This window comes from Photobacterium sp. GB-36 (assembly GCF_003026135.1).
Lineage (GTDB): Bacteria > Pseudomonadota > Gammaproteobacteria > Enterobacterales > Vibrionaceae > Photobacterium.
Genome location: NZ_PYNY01000020.1, coordinates 39384 through 56600, shown reverse-complemented (window position 1 = coordinate 56600; position 17217 = coordinate 39384). Strand labels below are relative to the sequence as shown.

At 38.1% G+C, this 17217-nt stretch carries 16 protein-coding genes; 14 read left to right on the top strand and 2 right to left on the bottom strand.

Annotated features, from left to right (window positions below; translation table 11 throughout):
• The 5 genes from C9J46_RS16105 (at position 1) to C9J46_RS16085 (ending at position 3802) form a co-directional block, all read left to right on the top strand.
• Positions 1-855 carry a DUF1365 domain-containing protein gene (locus C9J46_RS16105; RefSeq protein ID WP_107291209.1) on the top strand — a complete coding sequence of 285 codons (855 nt, stop codon included), beginning with the start codon at positions 1-3 and terminating at the stop codon, positions 853-855.
• Positions 848-2089: a cyclopropane-fatty-acyl-phospholipid synthase family protein gene (locus C9J46_RS16100; protein ID WP_107291208.1), complete on the top strand. Its 1242-nt coding sequence runs from the start codon at positions 848-850 to the stop codon at positions 2087-2089. Before C9J46_RS16105 ends, C9J46_RS16100 begins: the two co-directional genes overlap by 8 nt.
• Entirely contained in the window at positions 2077-2649 is a 573-nt protein-coding gene (locus C9J46_RS16095) for a DUF2878 family protein (RefSeq protein ID WP_107260984.1), read from the top strand. Before C9J46_RS16100 ends, C9J46_RS16095 begins: the two co-directional genes overlap by 13 nt.
• Positions 2650-3210, top strand: a complete 561-nt coding sequence (locus C9J46_RS16090; protein ID WP_107247209.1) for a chalcone isomerase family protein — start codon at positions 2650-2652, stop codon at positions 3208-3210.
• A 67-nt stretch (positions 3211-3277) separates the two neighbouring features.
• Positions 3278-3802 (top strand): DUF3833 domain-containing protein, encoded by a 525-nt coding sequence (locus tag C9J46_RS16085; protein WP_107291207.1) that lies wholly within the window; start codon positions 3278-3280, stop codon positions 3800-3802.
• Positions 3803-4431: 629 nt separating this feature from the next.
• Here the strand turns inward: C9J46_RS16085 and C9J46_RS16080 are convergent.
• Entirely contained in the window at positions 4432-6090 is a 1659-nt protein-coding gene (locus C9J46_RS16080; RefSeq protein ID WP_107207173.1) for a DUF2813 domain-containing protein, read from the bottom strand.
• A 143-nt stretch (positions 6091-6233) separates the two neighbouring features.
• Between C9J46_RS16080 and C9J46_RS16075 the strand changes: the two genes are divergently transcribed.
• Together C9J46_RS16075 and C9J46_RS16070 are read left to right on the top strand one after the other, a co-directional pair.
• Entirely contained in the window at positions 6234-6629 is a 396-nt protein-coding gene (locus C9J46_RS16075) for a VOC family protein (RefSeq protein ID WP_107207172.1), read from the top strand.
• 207 nt (positions 6630-6836) lie between these two features.
• Positions 6837-8597 (top strand): bifunctional UDP-sugar hydrolase/5'-nucleotidase, encoded by a 1761-nt coding sequence (locus C9J46_RS16070; protein ID WP_107291206.1) that lies wholly within the window; start codon positions 6837-6839, stop codon positions 8595-8597.
• A 55-nt stretch (positions 8598-8652) separates the two neighbouring features.
• On the opposite strand, the gene C9J46_RS16065 is transcribed toward C9J46_RS16070, so the two are convergent.
• The gene (locus tag C9J46_RS16065) at positions 8653-9600 is read right to left on the bottom strand and encodes a hypothetical protein (RefSeq protein WP_107291205.1); all 948 of its coding nucleotides are present in this window, start codon (positions 9598-9600) and stop codon (positions 8653-8655) included.
• A 268-nt stretch (positions 9601-9868) separates the two neighbouring features.
• On the opposite strand from C9J46_RS16065, the gene C9J46_RS16060 reads away from it, so the two are divergent.
• From C9J46_RS16060 to C9J46_RS16030, 7 genes are all read left to right on the top strand, one after another.
• Positions 9869-10060 carry a hypothetical protein gene (locus C9J46_RS16060; protein ID WP_107207169.1) on the top strand — a complete coding sequence of 64 codons (192 nt, stop codon included), beginning with the start codon at positions 9869-9871 and terminating at the stop codon, positions 10058-10060.
• 169 nt (positions 10061-10229) lie between these two features.
• A complete protein-coding gene (locus tag C9J46_RS16055; RefSeq protein ID WP_107207168.1) occupies positions 10230-10511 on the top strand; it encodes an HlyU family transcriptional regulator in 282 nt (93 codons plus the stop codon).
• Positions 10512-10958: 447 nt separating this feature from the next.
• Positions 10959-12512 carry a Re/Si-specific NAD(P)(+) transhydrogenase subunit alpha gene (locus tag C9J46_RS16050; protein WP_107291204.1) on the top strand — a complete coding sequence of 518 codons (1554 nt, stop codon included), beginning with the start codon at positions 10959-10961 and terminating at the stop codon, positions 12510-12512.
• 10 nt (positions 12513-12522) lie between these two features.
• A complete protein-coding gene (gene pntB, locus C9J46_RS16045) occupies positions 12523-13899 on the top strand; it encodes a Re/Si-specific NAD(P)(+) transhydrogenase subunit beta (RefSeq protein ID WP_107207166.1) in 1377 nt (458 codons plus the stop codon).
• A 352-nt stretch (positions 13900-14251) separates the two neighbouring features.
• Entirely contained in the window at positions 14252-15691 is a 1440-nt protein-coding gene (vxrA, locus tag C9J46_RS16040; RefSeq protein ID WP_107207165.1) for a sensor histidine kinase VxrA, read from the top strand.
• The gene (locus C9J46_RS16035; RefSeq protein ID WP_005365159.1) at positions 15666-16325 is read left to right on the top strand and encodes a response regulator transcription factor; all 660 of its coding nucleotides are present in this window, start codon (positions 15666-15668) and stop codon (positions 16323-16325) included. Before vxrA ends, C9J46_RS16035 begins: the two co-directional genes overlap by 26 nt.
• 14 nt (positions 16326-16339) lie before the next feature.
• Positions 16340-17212 carry a DUF2861 family protein gene (locus tag C9J46_RS16030; RefSeq protein ID WP_233217638.1) on the top strand — a complete coding sequence of 291 codons (873 nt, stop codon included), beginning with the start codon at positions 16340-16342 and terminating at the stop codon, positions 17210-17212.
• The last annotated feature ends 5 nt before the right edge of the window (positions 17213-17217 follow it).

Here is a 17217-nt window from a genome sequence, read left to right as displayed (position 1 = left end):
ATGGGGAAAGATAATCAGCTAAAAAGCGGCATCTTTCAGGGATGGGTTAGGCATCGACGTTTTACACCAGTGGATCATAGATTCACGTATTCTATGTTTATGCCCCATATCCACTTAAATGAATTAGAACAGTTGGATAAAAAAGTAAAAGGCTTTGGATTATCCCTGTTTAATTTTGCTCGATTTCGACGTGATGATTACGTAAAAGGTGATCCTGATTTAGCACAAGCTGTAAAAGATAAGGTCTATGCGCTAACAGGTAAAATGATTGATGGCAATGTCACTATGCTATGTCACTTACGTTATTGCGGATTGTATTTCAGTCCTCTTAATTTGTATTACCTCCATGATGATGAAGGTCAATGGCAATATATGTTAGCTGAAGTCAGTAATACACCTTGGAACGAACGTCATTACTATGCGATACCGGCCCCGCAATATTGGCAGGGGCGTGAATATAGTCATGATAAGGCGTTTCATGTTTCACCTTTTAACCCTATACATCAACAGTATCATTGGCGATTAACAGAGCCTGATAGCAATTTGCTGGTTAACTTGGCTGTGAGTCGATACAAAGATTGCATCTCTCCGAGCGGGTATTCGGGTGATTCGAAAAATAGCCATCAAAAAGTATTTGATGCCACCATGCAGATGCGTAAGCAAAACTTCACATCTGCAATACTTATCAAGCAATTACTGCTTACACCGATTATGACAATAAAGGTTGTTATAGGTATTTATTGGCAAGCGCTTAAATTATTTATTAAAGGCGTACCAATTTATGATCACCCAAATAACACACCGTATGAAAAAGTAAATAAACACAAGATTAAACGAGGGAATGACAATGTTTAGAAGCGACGTACAACAATCATCATCAGTTAATGTATCAGCCTCTGATCATGCATCTCGGCATATTTTATTTAAAGTATTAAAACACCTTTCTAATGCGGGCTTAAGTGTATCTGATTCAACGGAAGGCACCGTCTTCTTTGGTGACAAACAAGCACCGCTACAAGCGAGTATTAATGTCCATAACCCACTTTTCTATAAACGCTTACTGACTGATGGCAGCATTGGTGCAGGTGAAGCGTATATGGAAGGCTGGTGGGATTCACCAAACTTAACCAATGTTGTACGAGTTTTGGCTAAGAACTTGACAACGTTAGATAAGCTAGAAGCAAAAATGGGTTGGATGAGTCGAATCTCTGAACAGATTGGGCACTTGCTGCGTAAAAATACCATTAAGAATGCGCGCAAAAACATTTCAGCTCATTACGATCTTGGTAACGATCTTTATCGCCACTTTCTTGATCCTAATATGCTTTATTCTTCGGCAATTTATCTCAATAAAAATGACACGTTAGATCAAGCACAATGGAATAAGATGGATCGTTTGTGCCAACATTTAAAATTAACTGAAGACGATCATTTACTAGAAATTGGTACTGGATGGGGCGGTATGGCGATTCATGCAGCGAAATACTACGGCTGCCGTGTTACTACTACTACGATCTCTGAGCAACAATATTTATGGGCAAAAGAGCGAGTTGAAAAAGAAGGTCTATCAAATCGTATCACCTTACTTATGGACGACTACCGCGATTTAACGGGGCAATACGATAAGTTAGTATCGGTTGAAATGATAGAAGCAGTCGGTAAGCAATACCTTAAAACCTATATTGAAAAGTGTCAGTCATTATTAAAACCAACTGGCTTAATGGCGATTCAAGCAATCACAATTGCCGATCAACGTTATGATAGTTACAGCCGCGGCGTTGATTTTATTCAAAAACACATATTCCCTGGCGGTTTCTTACCTTCAATTACCGTATTACTTGAAAATCTAACCAAGCACAGTGATTTCGTGATGCGAGATATCAAAGATATTGGCTTAGATTATGCGAAAACGCTTGAGGATTGGCATCAGCAGTTTAATGAGAATGCCGTAGCATTAGAAAAATATGGCTACGACGAAAGATTTATGAGGATGTGGCGTTTTTACTTTGCTTATTGCGAGGGGGGGTTCTTAGAGCGCACCATTAGTACTATTCAATTTGTCGCAAGTCGCCCGCAATGGAGAGAGTAAATCCATTGGCAAACAAACTAAAAGTGTTATTGGCTGGCATGGTGTTTAACTTCTATTGGTTACTCGCTGTGTGGGGGCAATATCGTTTTACTTATATCTTGGTTTTCATACTAATAGCTACATGGTTTATGGAATCTAAGGCGTGGCGTTTCTCTGTATTAGCATCGATACCCGGCATAGTGATTGATTCAATGCTCAGACATTGGCAGGTGTTTGATTTTCCAATACCGAATCGAACGCCACTTTTCTTTAATGTGGAGAGTATTGGGTTAATACCACTTTGGCTGATATTGCTTTGGTTGGGTTTCACAACTTTTGTTTGGGTTCTACGCACATCAATTAGTAGCTTTGCTACACATTGGTTGCTGGTGGCTGGCAGTTTTGGCGGTGCATTGAGTTATTGGTCTGGAATGAAATTAGGTGCGGTAATTTGGCAGCTAGAAACATTAGATACATTCTTTGTGCTAATAGTGATCTGGTTGGCTCTATCGGCGTATCTTTTATGGTTACTGCGTATTTTACATAAAGATCCAAATAATCCGACCGCACAGGAGCAATAAATGCGAACACTCGTTATCTTTTTGGGTTTATTGATATGCTCTAATGTTGCTAAAGCAGAAGCGGATTATAGCAATAAAGCGATTCAAAATAACGCTACTCTACAGTTACAGACCCTTAGTGATAAATACCCATGGTATCAGTGGAAAATAGTGGGTGAAGCAACACTTGAGTGGGGAATATGGGATATTTATCACTCAGAGCTAAAAACGCCAACAGGACGATATAAGGGGACGCAAGATGATTTAGCTTTAATTATTCTTTATCTACGTAATATCGATAAAGATGCCTTGTTGGATGCGACTGAAGAACAATGGCAACATTTAGGTTATAGCAGCCAACAGATAACACCGTGGCTAAAAACGTTATCAACCATATGGCCAGACGTTAAAAAGGGAGATAGATTAACTTTCGTTCTCCGTAATGGTGAAGGGCAGTTTTATCAACAAAGTAAACCACTAGGGAAAGTCTTATCACCATCACTATCACAAAGCTTTATTGCTATTTGGTTATCACCAAAGACATCGTATCCGGAATTACGTCAGCAGTTAATTGGAAAATAGCGAGCATCAAATACTCTTACTCTGCATGTTAATCATTCAAAGTGAGACTATGGAATAAGGTCACGGCATGAAAAAAATAACTTCAATATTATTAGCATTAATGTTGCTTTTAACAGGGTGTACAGCGTCTATTTCTGATTATAAATCTTCACAACCCAAGTTTGATTTATTTGGTTACTTTGCTGGTAAAACAACGGCATGGGGAATGCTGCAAGATTATAAAGGTAAACAAACACGCCGATTTACGGTTGATATAGTAGGTAAAGTAAAAAAGGATACATTAACCCTTGTCGAAGACTTTGTATTTGATGATGGTGAAACCCAACAGCGTATTTGGACGATAAAAAAACAAGCAGATGGACGATATACCGGAACGGCGGGTGATGTTATTGGTGAAGCACAAGGAGTTGAGGTCGGTAATGCATTGCACTGGCAATATACCTTAGCGATTCCCGTAGATGATACAGTTTATAATATTACATTTAATGACTGGATGTATCGCCAAGATGAAAAGCACATGTTCAATGTTGCAACCATGACCAAATTTGGCTTTGAAGTAGGTAAAGTAACGTTGTTTTTCCAAAAAAGATGATTAATTTAAATATGTAATACCATATTTTCTCTATCTATTTATTACGCAATAATAAGCCAGTTTGATTGACTGGCTTTTTTGATCGAATTATCACGTCATAAAGATACTATGTTATACGGTTACTATTATAGTGCGCTTTGTTTCTAATTTTTAGTCAATGAGTTTATAAATCATGAATTATAAATAGTAATTTAAAAGACATAATCAAATAACGGATTTAGGAAAATAATAATGCTTAAAAAATGGAATGAAAAATGGTTCAAACGTTGGAGCATACGGCGTGAAAAAGGGCAGTTGCATTATGTTCTTTCTCAAACAGCAATTTATGTTTTTTCTTAATAATTGGTTTGTTTTTACAAACGTTACTTTTTTCTAATCAATCTAAATGGGATGTGTTTTTACCGAATACAGCAAAATACGCACTGTTTTGGTCTGTCATGGGCTTAATAGTAAATTACTTTGGATGGATATTTGCTGAAATTCGATATCAAAATGTGATAAAGAAAAAGAAAGAAGAAAACGGTAACCATTAAATACGAGAGATCGTTCTCTTCTAGCACATCTTTAATCAAAAGATTAAAAGCCTACATCTAAACAGGCTTTGATTTAACTAAACTCGATGCTGGTTATCAGCCAAAACCACGCGACATTGCAACGATACGTTTTAATACCCAACGGATAAGCAGAGGTGTGCGGTTATCTTTCTCATCGCGAGTATATTTAACGATTGCCAATGCCATATCGGGTTTCGCTGTTTTTCTTAGTACCTTATGAATGATCTTACGCATTGGTATTTTAGTATCAGTGATATTCGCTAAGTCACGAAACAAAGGTTCATAGCCATTTTTATATAAGAAATGTTCAATGTCTTTTGCTGGCAATACGGTCAAGCGTTCACGCTCGGGATCATCGCCAAGCATATTACGGACTTTCTCTGCATATTTCTTACCCGCTAGATCACCATCAGCCACTAAATGCCATTCAATACCGAGTATCTTTGCCAACTTGATCAATGGCTTTAATCCACTTTGCGCAAACTCAATAATTTGAATCCCTTCTGCGGCAAGGTTATAACCATTTAGGTGTGCCATTTCATTAAATAACCATACTTCCGTTTCCCCTTCAACTAACAGCCATACTCTTGCAAAGAAAGCACTCGGGCGATGCATGCGTACGTGAAAAGTGACTTTTCGGGTATCATCTTTACTCAACTCCCCATTATCTACACCATATACTTCCGTTTTATATGGCTGACGTATCAACTTCTTGATCGCGGTTAACGGCGCAGAAGTTAAAAGCTCAGGGCTGTTGGTCGTTAAGATCTTTTGCATCGGCATATTTTGAATAAACGCCCATGCTTGATGGAGCATGATCGGATGCAAACGACCTTCTGGATCTTCCAAGATCATGATAGGCCGTGAAATGCGTTTTAACTCGACAGGACCCCTTGCACGAATATATTCATTCAATAACCCCATTAACAATAAACGCGCTTGCTTTGTCATGTGGGGCTGAATCAATTGGTCAAACGGATTTGCATATAAACCATGTGTATTGGTTTGTTGTAATGAAGAGTAGTGTGGCGATAATGCTTTACTACGCTGGTGGGGCGCAAAGGCAAAGTAGTGATCAACTAATGATCGTAACGTAGTAATACTACTTTTAATTTCTGCTGTACTGACATGACCGGGCTGTGTCATTAACCGTCGACAGGTATTATCTAAACGTTTTTGTACGCGAAGCTCTTGCGGCGTTTGCGTTAATGGCTGCTCATTATTACCGTCATGACGTTCTTCGTGAAGACGTCTCGAATCACGAATACGAACAATAGGGTGAAGCACCATTAGCTGTCGAATCAACTTATCCGTATCAGGATGTGAAATGCCATGACCAGTTGAATGTAAAAATTGTCTATTAGTAATGATCTTATCGTTTTCAATATGGCTGTGAATTTGATAATAAAAATGCTTTATACCGTCTTTTTCTGAGAGAAAAGGCTGAAACCCACGGTAGCGACGGGCATTATGTTCACCTTTATAATCTTCATTCCAATGTAAAACAATCTGAATTTCTGTCGCTCGCTCATTACCTAACGCATGATCGATATGGAAATCGGAAAAGTTAAACTCGTAAAACTCAGCATCTGGAGACAATGCTAAACAAAGCGCATCGAGCAAAGAGGATTTGCCCCACGCATTTTCACCAATTAGGACGGTTAACTCTTTAAAAGACAAGGATAAACGCTTAATACCACGGAAACCGGATATTTCAATTCTTTCTAAATGCATAAAACTCTACAAACCTCGTTTATTCCTGTATACGATATAGTAAATCAATCGTTGACTCGCAAGAACTGATCACATATTCATAGCATGATATGCTTTAAATAGTTATATGATTTCAAACAAATAATAATAGAAGGAAGAGTTAGATGGCTAAGATAATTCACTCAATGATCCGTGTGTTAGATCTTGACGCTTCATTAAAGTTTTACAAAGAAGCATTAGATTTAGAGATTGCTGAGCGTTTAGATTTTGAAGGGTTTAGTCTGGTTTACTTACGCAACAATGAAAATGATATGGAGCTTGAGCTGACTTGGAATGAGGGAACGGAAGAACCGTATACCCATGGTACGGGTTATGGTCATATTGCTGTCGCTGTGGATGATTTAGAAGCTGAACATGCAAAATTAACGGATTGTGGTTATGCGCCTTTAGAGATTAAAGAGTTTTTCCGTGAGGGGACGTTATTAGCGAAGTTTTTCTTTGTACAAGATCCGGATGGTTACAAAATTGAGTTTTTACAACGCCATGCTCGTTATCAGTAACATTTTAGCAAAGATGATTTAATGGATAGTAAGATGATAAATAGCAATTAGTCTTACTATTCATTAAATGATCATCATGAATCATGCTATATTGATATTTATCACAATTATTTTGTCTTATAGTGAAATTTTTTAGGCTAAATAGGTGACTTAAACTAAACATATCTCTCATTCATATGAGTCCTTCAGGGAGAGACGTAATTTTTTATGACAAAGAATAATAAAAAAGCAAAGATTACATTTGCTCATATCAATGATACGCATTCAAATTTTGAACCATCATCTATATCACTGAATTTACCTGAACACGTTTTAGATACTGAATCCTCGGTTTATGCCAGTTGTGGTGGTTTTTCTCGTATTTCATCGGCAGTAAGTGAATTAAAAGCTGAAGCCTATTTGAATCAACGTGAATTCATGTTTTTACACGCAGGTGATTGTTTCCAAGGCACGTTATATTTCTCATTATATAAAGGTATGGCTAATGCTGTACTACTAAATGCGATTGGTGTTGAAGCGATGGCATTGGGAAATCATGAACTTGATATGGGTAACGACAGTGTCGCTGATTTTCTTGATCATACGCATTTCCCGTTACTGGCTGGTAATTGGGATCTGTCACAAGAAGTTCAAACCAAGTCTAATCCGCTGCGAGATAAAGCCAATGTTTACGGTTATGACAATAGCACTGCAACCGCTAAATATATTGTAAAAGATGTGCATGGTGAGCCTGTTGCGATTTTTGGTGTAGCGATCGAAAATATGGCCGGCATTGCGAACCCAGATCCTGATACTCACTTTATGAATGTCGAGACGGTTGCGCGTAATACTGTTCAGTATCTACATAAGCAGAGTATCAATAAGATTGTTGTGTTAAGCCATCTAGGCTATGACCACGATATTGAGCTTGCTCAAGCTGTTGATGGAATAGGCGTCATTATTGGTGGCCATACTCACACCATGCAAGGTGATTTCACCAACGTTGGTTACGGTAAAACTGATCAATACGCACACACTGTTAATAATACCTGTGTTGTACAAGCGGGTTGTAATGCATTGGCGGTAGGACATATAACATTAGAGTTTGCTGAAGACGGAACAATTGAGCAGGCGTTTGGTGCTAATCAACTATTATTAGGTCGTCAATTTACGGTAGATGCAAGCCGCACCGAGCATTTAGAAAGTGATGATCATGAAATCGTTCGTCATTTTTTAAGCCAGCAAGATAACATTCGTTTTGTAGTGAAAGATCCTATCATTGAAAATATACTCAATGAGCACTATCGCCCTGCGGTACGTGCACTGCAAACTGAAGAAATTGCTGTTATTAATGAGCCGCTTCGTCATATTCGTATTCCTGATCAACGAGGTCCAAGTCAAATTGCTCCTTGGGTGGTTGAAAGTTTCGTCTGGAAAGCCCGTGAGCTAGGTCATAACGTCGATTTTGGTATTCATAACGCTGGTGGCGTTAGGTGCTCATTAAATCCAGGTATTATTACACCAGCAGATATCGCAGGGAAATTACTACCTTTTGCTATTGGTATTATGATTTATAGCGTTAAAGGTAAACGTATTCGTCAAGCGCTTGAAGGAGCGATTGATAATGCGATTAGTAACGGTGTAGATGGGACTGGTGATGGAAGTTTTCCCTATGTAGCAGATCTTCGTTACACCTATCGCTGTTGTGCTGTGAAAGGTACACGCATTGAGTTATTAGAGCATTTACAAGACGGTAAGTGGATACCTGTTGAAGATGATAAAGTTTATAGTTCCGTTTCATCGGGCTATACCGCAACAGGTAAAGAAGGCTATGCGCCATTATTAGATTACGTTAAAGAGCCTATGCCGCTTAACGTTACAATGGCTGATGCTTTTGAAGCTTATGCAAAACAGAAAAAATACTTTGATGTACCAGTAGATAATAATACGGTTTATATTCCCTGTACTGGTAATCAAGATGTCGCCTAAATACTAGGTAAACTCATCGATAGAAACAAAGCTTAAGCCGACTAACAATTTACCGTTAGTCGGCTTTCTTTTTATCGACAAATGAATCTTGGTTTTCAAACTTAGTCTTGGCGATGAGTTTAAGAAGAACAGGTAATGTATAAGTCGGAATTTGAATCGCTGCCATCAGTGCTAAATATTCAAATCCTAAATAACTGCTTGCTATGGTGTAGGTAAGTAATACATTACGATTAGTTGCAGTAATGGCATACAGCGTTTTGGCTTGTTGATTTTTCTTATAATAGGTTAAGTAAGTGATACCGAAAAATAATCCGCAAAGTAAACAGCCTAGCAGTAAATAGCTCATCCCTTCGTGTAATGAACGTTCAAACATTTCCCTCAAAGGAGCGACAAGTCCAAGCGGAAAAGCAAAAATTAGCAGAACGGTTAACTTAGATATTCTGTGATGAATTTTCTGTAATAGTGTTGGGTTTATCATTTTGTAGCAAAGCGCAGAAATAGCCATTGGTCCAATAATGAATATCGTTAGTCGTTGTATATATTGGATAAAATCCAAAGTTACTGTGTCACTTTGAAGTAACGTAAGGTTAAAAAATAATATGATTGGCATCATTAATGTTGAGGCAATCGTTAATGCCATCGCATGCAATACATCAAAGCCTAAGGTTTTCGCTATGGCAGGGGTCGCAAATAATGTACCTGTCGCCGTTACCGCCGTTATAGCGATAAATAGTGGCGTTGAAATGTTAAAGATATATAGCAATACAGCGGCGAATAAAGTGAGCCCTAGGCTATGGAAAAGCGCATAAGACCAAACACTTTTAGATAACAACTTGCGGATAAGTAACTCTTGTTTAATTCCTAATAAAGTAAAAAGCATCAGGAAAAACAAGATATACGGTAAAGCAGGGAAGACAATACGACTAATACTTGGAAAGCTAAAACCGACGATACCTGCAAACATCAATAAAATAGCAGAATATTTATTAAGAAAAAAAAGCATAAGTTAAAAATCCTTTTGTTAACTTATTGTTATCATTGTTTTTGTTTAAATACAAAAAAAGATTCTATTTGAAACAAAAAACTAAACATTTAGTAATGTAATCGTTCTTAATAGTCTTTTGTGCTTTAGGGTAATAATCGTTAGTAATCAAGTGTTAACACATAAGAAAAACTAATGCTATGAAAGAAATATTGTCATTTATAGGTTATGTAAACAGACGATAAACTACTCGTGTTTATTGAATTTAATACCTTTTTCAGGGGCAATCATGGCACATACATTTGATGTGGACGCAGCTACAACGTTACATCTTCAGGATAAAAAAAGTTACGAAGTAACGATCAAAGGATTGATTGCACACCTATTTGATATTGTATTTAACCGATCAAAAAAGTCAGTCGCTTACAGTATTGAAGATATCCCAGTTCATTTACAGAAAGATATTGGCATCTATCGATAACATTTTGTATTGAGATTTTTAAAGTCGGCATGATTGCCGGCTTTTTTTTGCTTAAAATTCCGCTATAACCGCCTAAAAATAGTGGGTACTATTTGGCTTTAGTTAAAGTAAAATATTCATTGCTAAAAATAAAAATATTATTAAATGATTTAGTCGTAGGAGTATAAAAATGGGCTTTTTTTCAAAGCTATTTGGTTCTAAAAAATCAGAGGTTACCACTCAGGAAGTTGAGCCAACTCTTTATAATGGTTACTTAATTTATCCTGAGCCGAAGCAAGAAGGAGGGCAATTTAGAATCGCTGGAAGAATTTGTAAAGAGATCGACGGAGAATTAAATACACACCACTTTATTCGTTCAGATTTACTCAGCTCTCGTCATGATGCGGAAACATTTATGATTAAAAAAGCAGAAATGTTTATTAAACAAATGGGCGATAAAATGTTCAAATAAAAGCTGTAGTAATATTCAACAAATTTCATTGCAATTGTAATGGTATAAAAGTATCTTTTTAAACATTAAAAATGAATTTTACATTATATCATTATCCTATTGTGAATATTCATATGACAAAATTATCAGTTAAGCATATTTAAAGTTGGTTGTTTTTTAAAACAATAAGTTGATTAGGTTAAATATTGTTTATTGAGTATATAGCTGACAATTATCGTTTTAGAGTCAAAAGCAGATAGAAAGTGTGATTCAGTCATTATTTTTAAATGTACTATTATGGATGCTAGAAATATAAATGTAGTTTAATTTCAGTAGTATAATGACAGTCACTAGGGTTTTTGACTTGTAGATATGGGGATTTTTGTATTTTTACTACAAAAAGCTTGATGTTGCTTGCTGGGTTGGATACAAAATGATTATGTTTTAGCCAATGTACAGGGAATAATAATGCAGATTGGTGTACCGAGAGAGGTACTCGCTCATGAGACGCGAGTAGCTGCAACACCTAAAACGGTCGAGCAGATATTGAAAATGGGGTTCAGCGTTGTTGTTGAACAAGGAGCTGGACGTTTAGCAAGCTTTGATGACGCTGCTTATGAAGCGGCAGGGGCAACGGTTGTCTCAACTGATGAAGTATGGCAATCGGATCTTATTTTTAAAGTCAATGCACCGCAGGTTAATCCTGTAACAGGTGTAGATGAATTTGAGCTCATCAAAGAGGGTGCAAGCTTAGTTAGTTTTATTTGGCCTGCTCAAAATCCTGAATTATTAGAAAAACTATCGTCTAAAAATATTAATATTATGGCGATGGATTCTGTACCGCGTATTTCACGTGCACAGGCGCTTGATGCCTTAAGCTCAATGGCAAATATCGCAGGTTACCGTGCTGTTGTTGAAGCCGCTCATGAGTTTGGTCGATTCTTTACTGGTCAAATTACCGCTGCAGGTAAAGTGCCTCCAGCGAAAGTCCTCGTTGCTGGTGCTGGTGTTGCAGGTCTTGCCGCTATTGGTGCTGCTGGTAGCCTTGGTGCGATTGTTCGTTCTTTTGATGTTCGTCCTGAAGTTAAAGAACAAGTTGAATCAATGGGCGCTGAATTCCTAGAAGTTGATTATAAAGAAGATACTTCAACGGGAGATGGCTACGCTAAAGAAATGTCTGATGAATTCAATAAAGCGGCTGAGCGTTTATACGCAGAGCAAGCGAAAGATGTCGATATCATCATTACTACCGCACTTATCCCTGGGCGCCCAGCACCAAAATTGATCACCAAAGAAATGGTAGATTCAATGAAATCAGGCAGTGTTATTGTCGATCTTGCTGCTGCGAATGGCGGTAACTGTGCATACACTGAAGCAGATAAAGTTGTTACGACACCAAATGGTGTAAAAGTTATCGGCTATACAGATATGGTTGGTCGCTTACCAACACAGTCTTCTCAGCTCTACGGAACAAACCTTGTTAACTTACTTAAACTGCTTTGCAAAGAGAAAGACGGTAATATTGATATCAATTTTGATGATGAAGTATTACGCGGTCTAACGGTTGTTAAAGCGGGTGAACTAACATGGCCTGCGCCACCAATTAAAGTTTCTGCGGCAGCTCAACAGCCAAAAGCGGCGGCTAAAGTTGAACCTAAAGTTGAAGAGCCTGCATCACCGGTTAAGAAATTTGGCTTAATGGGTGCCGGGATTGCGCTATTTGCTTGGATTGCTAATTATGCTCCAGCAGAGTTTTTAACGCACTTCACTGTATTCGTCCTTGCATGTGTCGTTGGATACTACGTGGTTTGGAATGTATCCCACTCTTTACATACTCCTTTAATGTCAGTAACTAACGCTATCTCGGGCATCATTATTGTTGGTGCTTTGCTCCAAATCGGTCAGGGAAATGGGGTGGTATCCTTCCTCGCGTTTATTGCTGTTCTCATCGCTAGTATTAATATCTTTGGTGGCTTTACGGTTACCAAGAGAATGCTAGAAATGTTCCGTAAAGATAAATAAGGAGTAACACATGTCTGCAGGAATCGTACAAGCAGCTTACCTTGTTGCTGCCGTACTGTTTATCATGTCTTTAGCGGGACTGTCTAAGCAAGAAACAGCACGAAACGGTAATTACTTTGGTATTGCTGGTATGGCAATCGCTCTGATTGCTACTATCTTTGGTCCTCACACTGAAGGCACAGTTTGGATTATCCTTGCGATGATCATTGGTGGTGCAATTGGTATTTTCTACGCTAAAAAAGTAGAAATGACAGAGATGCCAGAGCTTGTTGCTATGTTACACAGCTTTGTAGGTATGGCTGCGGTATTAGTAGGTTTTAATACTTACTTAGATCACGGCGACCTTACGGGTGTAATGTTAAACATTCACTTGGTTGAAATTTTCCTTGGCGTATTTATTGGTGCAGTAACTTTTACCGGTTCGTTAGTTGCATTTGCTAAGTTACGCGGATTAGTTTCATCATCAGCACTAATGCTTCCTCACCGTCACAAATTAAACCTGTTAGCGCTTGTTGTTTCAGCACTATTGCTAGTTTGGTTTGTACAGTCAGAAGGTTCATTAACGGCGCTAATCTTAGTAACACTTATTGCGTTTGTATTTGGTTACCACCTTGTTGCTTCAATTGGTGGCGCTGATATGCCAGTGGTTGTATCCATGCTTAACTCTTATTCTGGTTGGGCTGCAGCAGCGGCGGGTTTCATGTTAGCAAACGACCTTCTAATCGTAACAGGTGCATTAGTAGGCTCTTCTGGTGCTATCCTTTCTTACATTATGTGTAAGGCGATGAACCGTTCATTTATTAGTGTTATCGCTGGCGGTTTTGGTTCGGATGGTACAGCAGCAAGCTCTGATGAAGAATACGGCGAACACCGTGAAGCTTCAGCAGAAGAAGTGGCTGAAATGCTAAAAGATGCACGCTCAGTTATCATTACTCCAGGATACGGCATGGCGGTTGCTCAAGCGCAATATCCTGTTCACGAGATCACAGATAAGTTACGTGCAAAAGGCATTGATGTTCGATTTGGTATTCACCCTGTTGCTGGTCGTCTACCTGGACACATGAACGTGCTATTAGCTGAAGCAAAAGTGCCTTATGACATCGTGTTAGAAATGGATGAGATCAATGATGATTTCCCACAAACTGATGTTGTACTTGTAATTGGTGCAAACGACACTGTTAACCCTGCTGCGATGGAAGATCCTAACAGTCCAATCGCTGGTATGCCTGTACTTGAAGTCTGGAATGCCAAAGAAGTGGTTGTGTTTAAGCGTTCAATGAGTACTGGTTATGCTGGGGTTCAAAACCCATTATTCTTTAAAGATAATAGCCATATGTTGTTCGGCGATGCTAAAGACTCATGTTTGAAAATACTTGAGCACCTGTAAATCGTTAATAGTAAAGTAAACAATGCCACTCACATGAGTGGCATTTTTATTTCTAATCACTATTTAATAAATAACGCCAAAGCAATGTTTCGCTCGAATCGGGCAAATAACGTAGAGAGATCCGTCAACACAACATGCATAAACTTAATACTCTTTTGATTGAGTAAAAGAAGCCGAAGCAACGAAGGCTTCACATGTCACTCTCTGGTGAGTCTCTAAAATAGATAATGATTATCCTTTTTAAGTATAAAGTCTTTGCCTTATGGCATAAATTGACCGATGTTTAATGTTTGCATTTTTTTACATGACATAACTTTGACAATTTAGTGAGAAACAATGTTAAAGTATATGAATGAAAACGTATGTACTTTTATTCTCACTCTTATTTACTACTGCTAGCCATGCTGAAGGTGTTTCATTACCTGAAAGATTGGCGGCTGTTCGAACAGATTTATTGGAAAGTGAACCTGTATCTACATACGACTTTCGTAAACTACAAAGTACCTATCCAGCACCTTTACTGTTGCCTTCTAGCTTATTACCTCAAACTAAAAAGTATCCTCTTTCAGCACTGAGGCAGCTATATCAAAACTCGTTAACATGTAAGGGCCCGTGGCCTTATTCACCATTGGTAACACAGCCTGTAGTTTTTACTCGAGCTATTTGTAATAAGACAACGTTACCAAAAGGGTGGTTTGTTCGTTCAGGATATATTCATCCCGGCGGTGGTAGTTATGCATATCGTTATTTAGCTGAACACCCAGGAAAGGTGTCAGAACTCAGTAAGTTTTTGCATATTAAAGAACACCCATTAGCGTCATCGACAACCTTACTTGGTCGTTTACAACGAATGAATAGCGATGAAATTAAAGTATTAATCTCTGGTGCTCGTTTCTTCATTGCGAACGGTGAACTATGGGTACGAAATGGTAATGTCTATAACCTTTATAACCAGTCAACATGGTTAAAGGTCTTAGCCCGTCATGGTTTGCATTTAAAACGCTTAAATCGTCATGATTTTTGTTTAGCTCAGAATGGAAATATATGTTGGCGTGAAGAGAATAAGTCGCACTTAACGTATTACTTACTGGTATGTTTGTTGGTAAGTAATGCATTATTACTGGTAAGTTGGGGAGTTTATCGTTTCCGTATTCGTCGCCGAGATATGCAAGAACGCATGTTAGTTCTACAAATTTTGACGCATGAATTAAGAACGCCTATAGCAAGTTTAGCGATGACTGTTGAAGGATTTAGACGCCACTTTGATGAATTACCAGAAGGTCTGTATGATGAGTTTAGGCGTTTGACTGATGATTCAAGACGATTACGACAGTTAGCTGAAGCAAGTAAAGATTACTTACAAGCTAACCAACAACAATTAAGTACGCAAGAAGTTGAATCCGTCAATGAATGGTTAGGCTATCTTGCTGAAGAGTATGATGTAACTTTACATCTTGCTGAAGATAGAAGTGTTCACGTAAATATTTATTGGCTTGGTACATGTTTAGATAACTTATTTTCTAATGCTCATAAATATGGCGTAGCACCAATTACATTAACAACTTCATACTATGATGGAAAACTTAAAATTGTGGTTCAAGACCAAGGCCCATTAACTGCCAAAGATTGGTCTAAACTGCGTAAACCTTTTGTTAGTGAACAAGGTTTAGGTTTAGGTTTGACGATTGTAGAATCAATGATTAATAGAATGGGGGGGAAATTGAAATTAATAGGCCCACCAACCACCTTTATATTGGAGATACCGTGTGAATCAAACTCTGCTACTGGTTGAAGATGACCGCAACCTTGCTGATGGTTTACTCGATTGCTTAAAGCAAGCTGGTTATAACTGTTTATATGCAGATTGCGCTAGTAAGGTAGACGCTTTATGGAAAGAGGCCGATCTTGTTGTTCTAGATCGTCAATTGCCTGAAGGTGACTCATTAAATTATTTAGGCTCATGGCTTAAAAAGAAGCACGTTCCTGTTATTTTATTAACTGCAATGGTATCGATTAACGATAAAGTTGTTGGTTTAGATTCTGGTGCAAAAGACTATCTAACGAAGCCTTTTGCTGAAGAAGAATTACTTGCACGAGTACGCGTACATCTTCGTGGTGACGATGAAGATACTGCAGCAGCTAATATCATTAAAGTCGGCGATATCATTATCAATCAAGAAAGCCGTGAAGTCATTTTTGATAATGAAAATATTACGTTAACGCGTACTGAATTTGAACTTCTTGTATTCTTATCAAAAAATGCAGGTCGTGTATTTACACGTGACGAATTACTTGATCAAGTTTGGGGTTATAACCACTACCCAACTACACGTACGGTTGATACTCATATTCTGCAATTACGTCAAAAATTACCAGGTATTGATATCGAAACATTACGTGGTGTCGGCTACCGTATGAAGCCATAAGTACTGGTTATTAAATGAGAAGAATAACCTTTTTCTTGTGTCAGTTAGGTATTATTAACGCTTTGTTCTTAATACCTAACGCCAACGCAGCTTGGTTTGTAGATCAAAGCTCTTATGCGGCTGCCCATCGACATTTACTTGAAGGTCAAACTGATAAATCATTTGAATCGATTATAGAGGCTTGGCAGCAATCTCCGACAACAGATCAGAAAGCGAATCTTAATGGTTTGCTTGATCTTGCGATTACAGAGGACTGTGGCCATAGCCTTGATAATACAGTTTTACCTTCTTGGTTATCCAAGTTATCGATTGAGCGTTCTGTGGTTCAAAACATTAATCAGCAGTTACTTAAGTTATCGATTGTTGGTTCAACACGAGTTAACATTACGAAGATCAGTTTTTCTAAGTGGCCTAATGATAATTTAATTGATGCCAAACCTGTGGTTGATGATGGTGGTTACTTTACGGTTGATGCGAAAAAGCTCGATCATAAAGTAGAAGCAGGATTATATAAGTTGACGATTATCGCTGATGGTGAACCCGCTTGGAATAAATGGATTGTGCTTAATGAGCCGCCAGCCAAACAGAACTTAGGTTGGAAAGACAGCAATTCATGGCGTATTGATCATGTGGCTAAATTGAATTCATCATGTCCTGCACCGAGTTTGTCGATAAAACTGTATGACTTAAATGATACAGATTGGCGACCATTATGGAGCGAACAAACGGACATTTATCTGCCGACTAAGTTACCCAAACTTAATATCCCTGAAGGGCGATATTGGCTTGATGTTGGCTTAATTAAAAGTCGATGGCAAGGTGAGATATCTATTTTAGACATTCAAAGTATCACTCGACCCATTGATTACTCTGATGATACTCATTAAGTTTA

Bases quoted from the DNA above. Each gene is read 5' to 3' on its own strand.
- C9J46_RS16105 (WP_107291209.1), top strand. From the start codon at position 1: ATGGGGAAAGATAATCAGCTAAAAAGCGGCATCTTTCAGGGATGGGTT.
- C9J46_RS16100 (WP_107291208.1), top strand. From the start codon at position 848: ATGTTTAGAAGCGACGTACAACAATCATCATCAGTTAATGTATCAGCC.
- C9J46_RS16095 (WP_107260984.1), top strand. From the start codon at position 2,077: ATGGAGAGAGTAAATCCATTGGCAAACAAACTAAAAGTGTTATTGGCT.
- C9J46_RS16090 (WP_107247209.1), top strand. From the start codon at position 2,650: ATGCGAACACTCGTTATCTTTTTGGGTTTATTGATATGCTCTAATGTT.
- C9J46_RS16085 (WP_107291207.1), top strand. From the start codon at position 3,278: ATGAAAAAAATAACTTCAATATTATTAGCATTAATGTTGCTTTTAACA.
- C9J46_RS16080 (WP_107207173.1), bottom strand. From the start codon at position 6,090: ATGCATTTAGAAAGAATTGAAATATCCGGTTTCCGTGGTATTAAGCGT.
- C9J46_RS16075 (WP_107207172.1), top strand. From the start codon at position 6,234: ATGGCTAAGATAATTCACTCAATGATCCGTGTGTTAGATCTTGACGCT.
- C9J46_RS16070 (WP_107291206.1), top strand. From the start codon at position 6,837: ATGACAAAGAATAATAAAAAAGCAAAGATTACATTTGCTCATATCAAT.
- C9J46_RS16065 (WP_107291205.1), bottom strand. From the start codon at position 9,600: ATGCTTTTTTTTCTTAATAAATATTCTGCTATTTTATTGATGTTTGCA.
- C9J46_RS16060 (WP_107207169.1), top strand. From the start codon at position 9,869: ATGGCACATACATTTGATGTGGACGCAGCTACAACGTTACATCTTCAG.
- C9J46_RS16055 (WP_107207168.1), top strand. From the start codon at position 10,230: ATGGGCTTTTTTTCAAAGCTATTTGGTTCTAAAAAATCAGAGGTTACC.
- C9J46_RS16050 (WP_107291204.1), top strand. From the start codon at position 10,959: ATGCAGATTGGTGTACCGAGAGAGGTACTCGCTCATGAGACGCGAGTA.
- pntB (WP_107207166.1), top strand. From the start codon at position 12,523: ATGTCTGCAGGAATCGTACAAGCAGCTTACCTTGTTGCTGCCGTACTG.
- vxrA (WP_107207165.1), top strand. From the start codon at position 14,252: ATGAAAACGTATGTACTTTTATTCTCACTCTTATTTACTACTGCTAGC.
- C9J46_RS16030 (WP_233217638.1), top strand. From the start codon at position 16,340: ATGAGAAGAATAACCTTTTTCTTGTGTCAGTTAGGTATTATTAACGCT.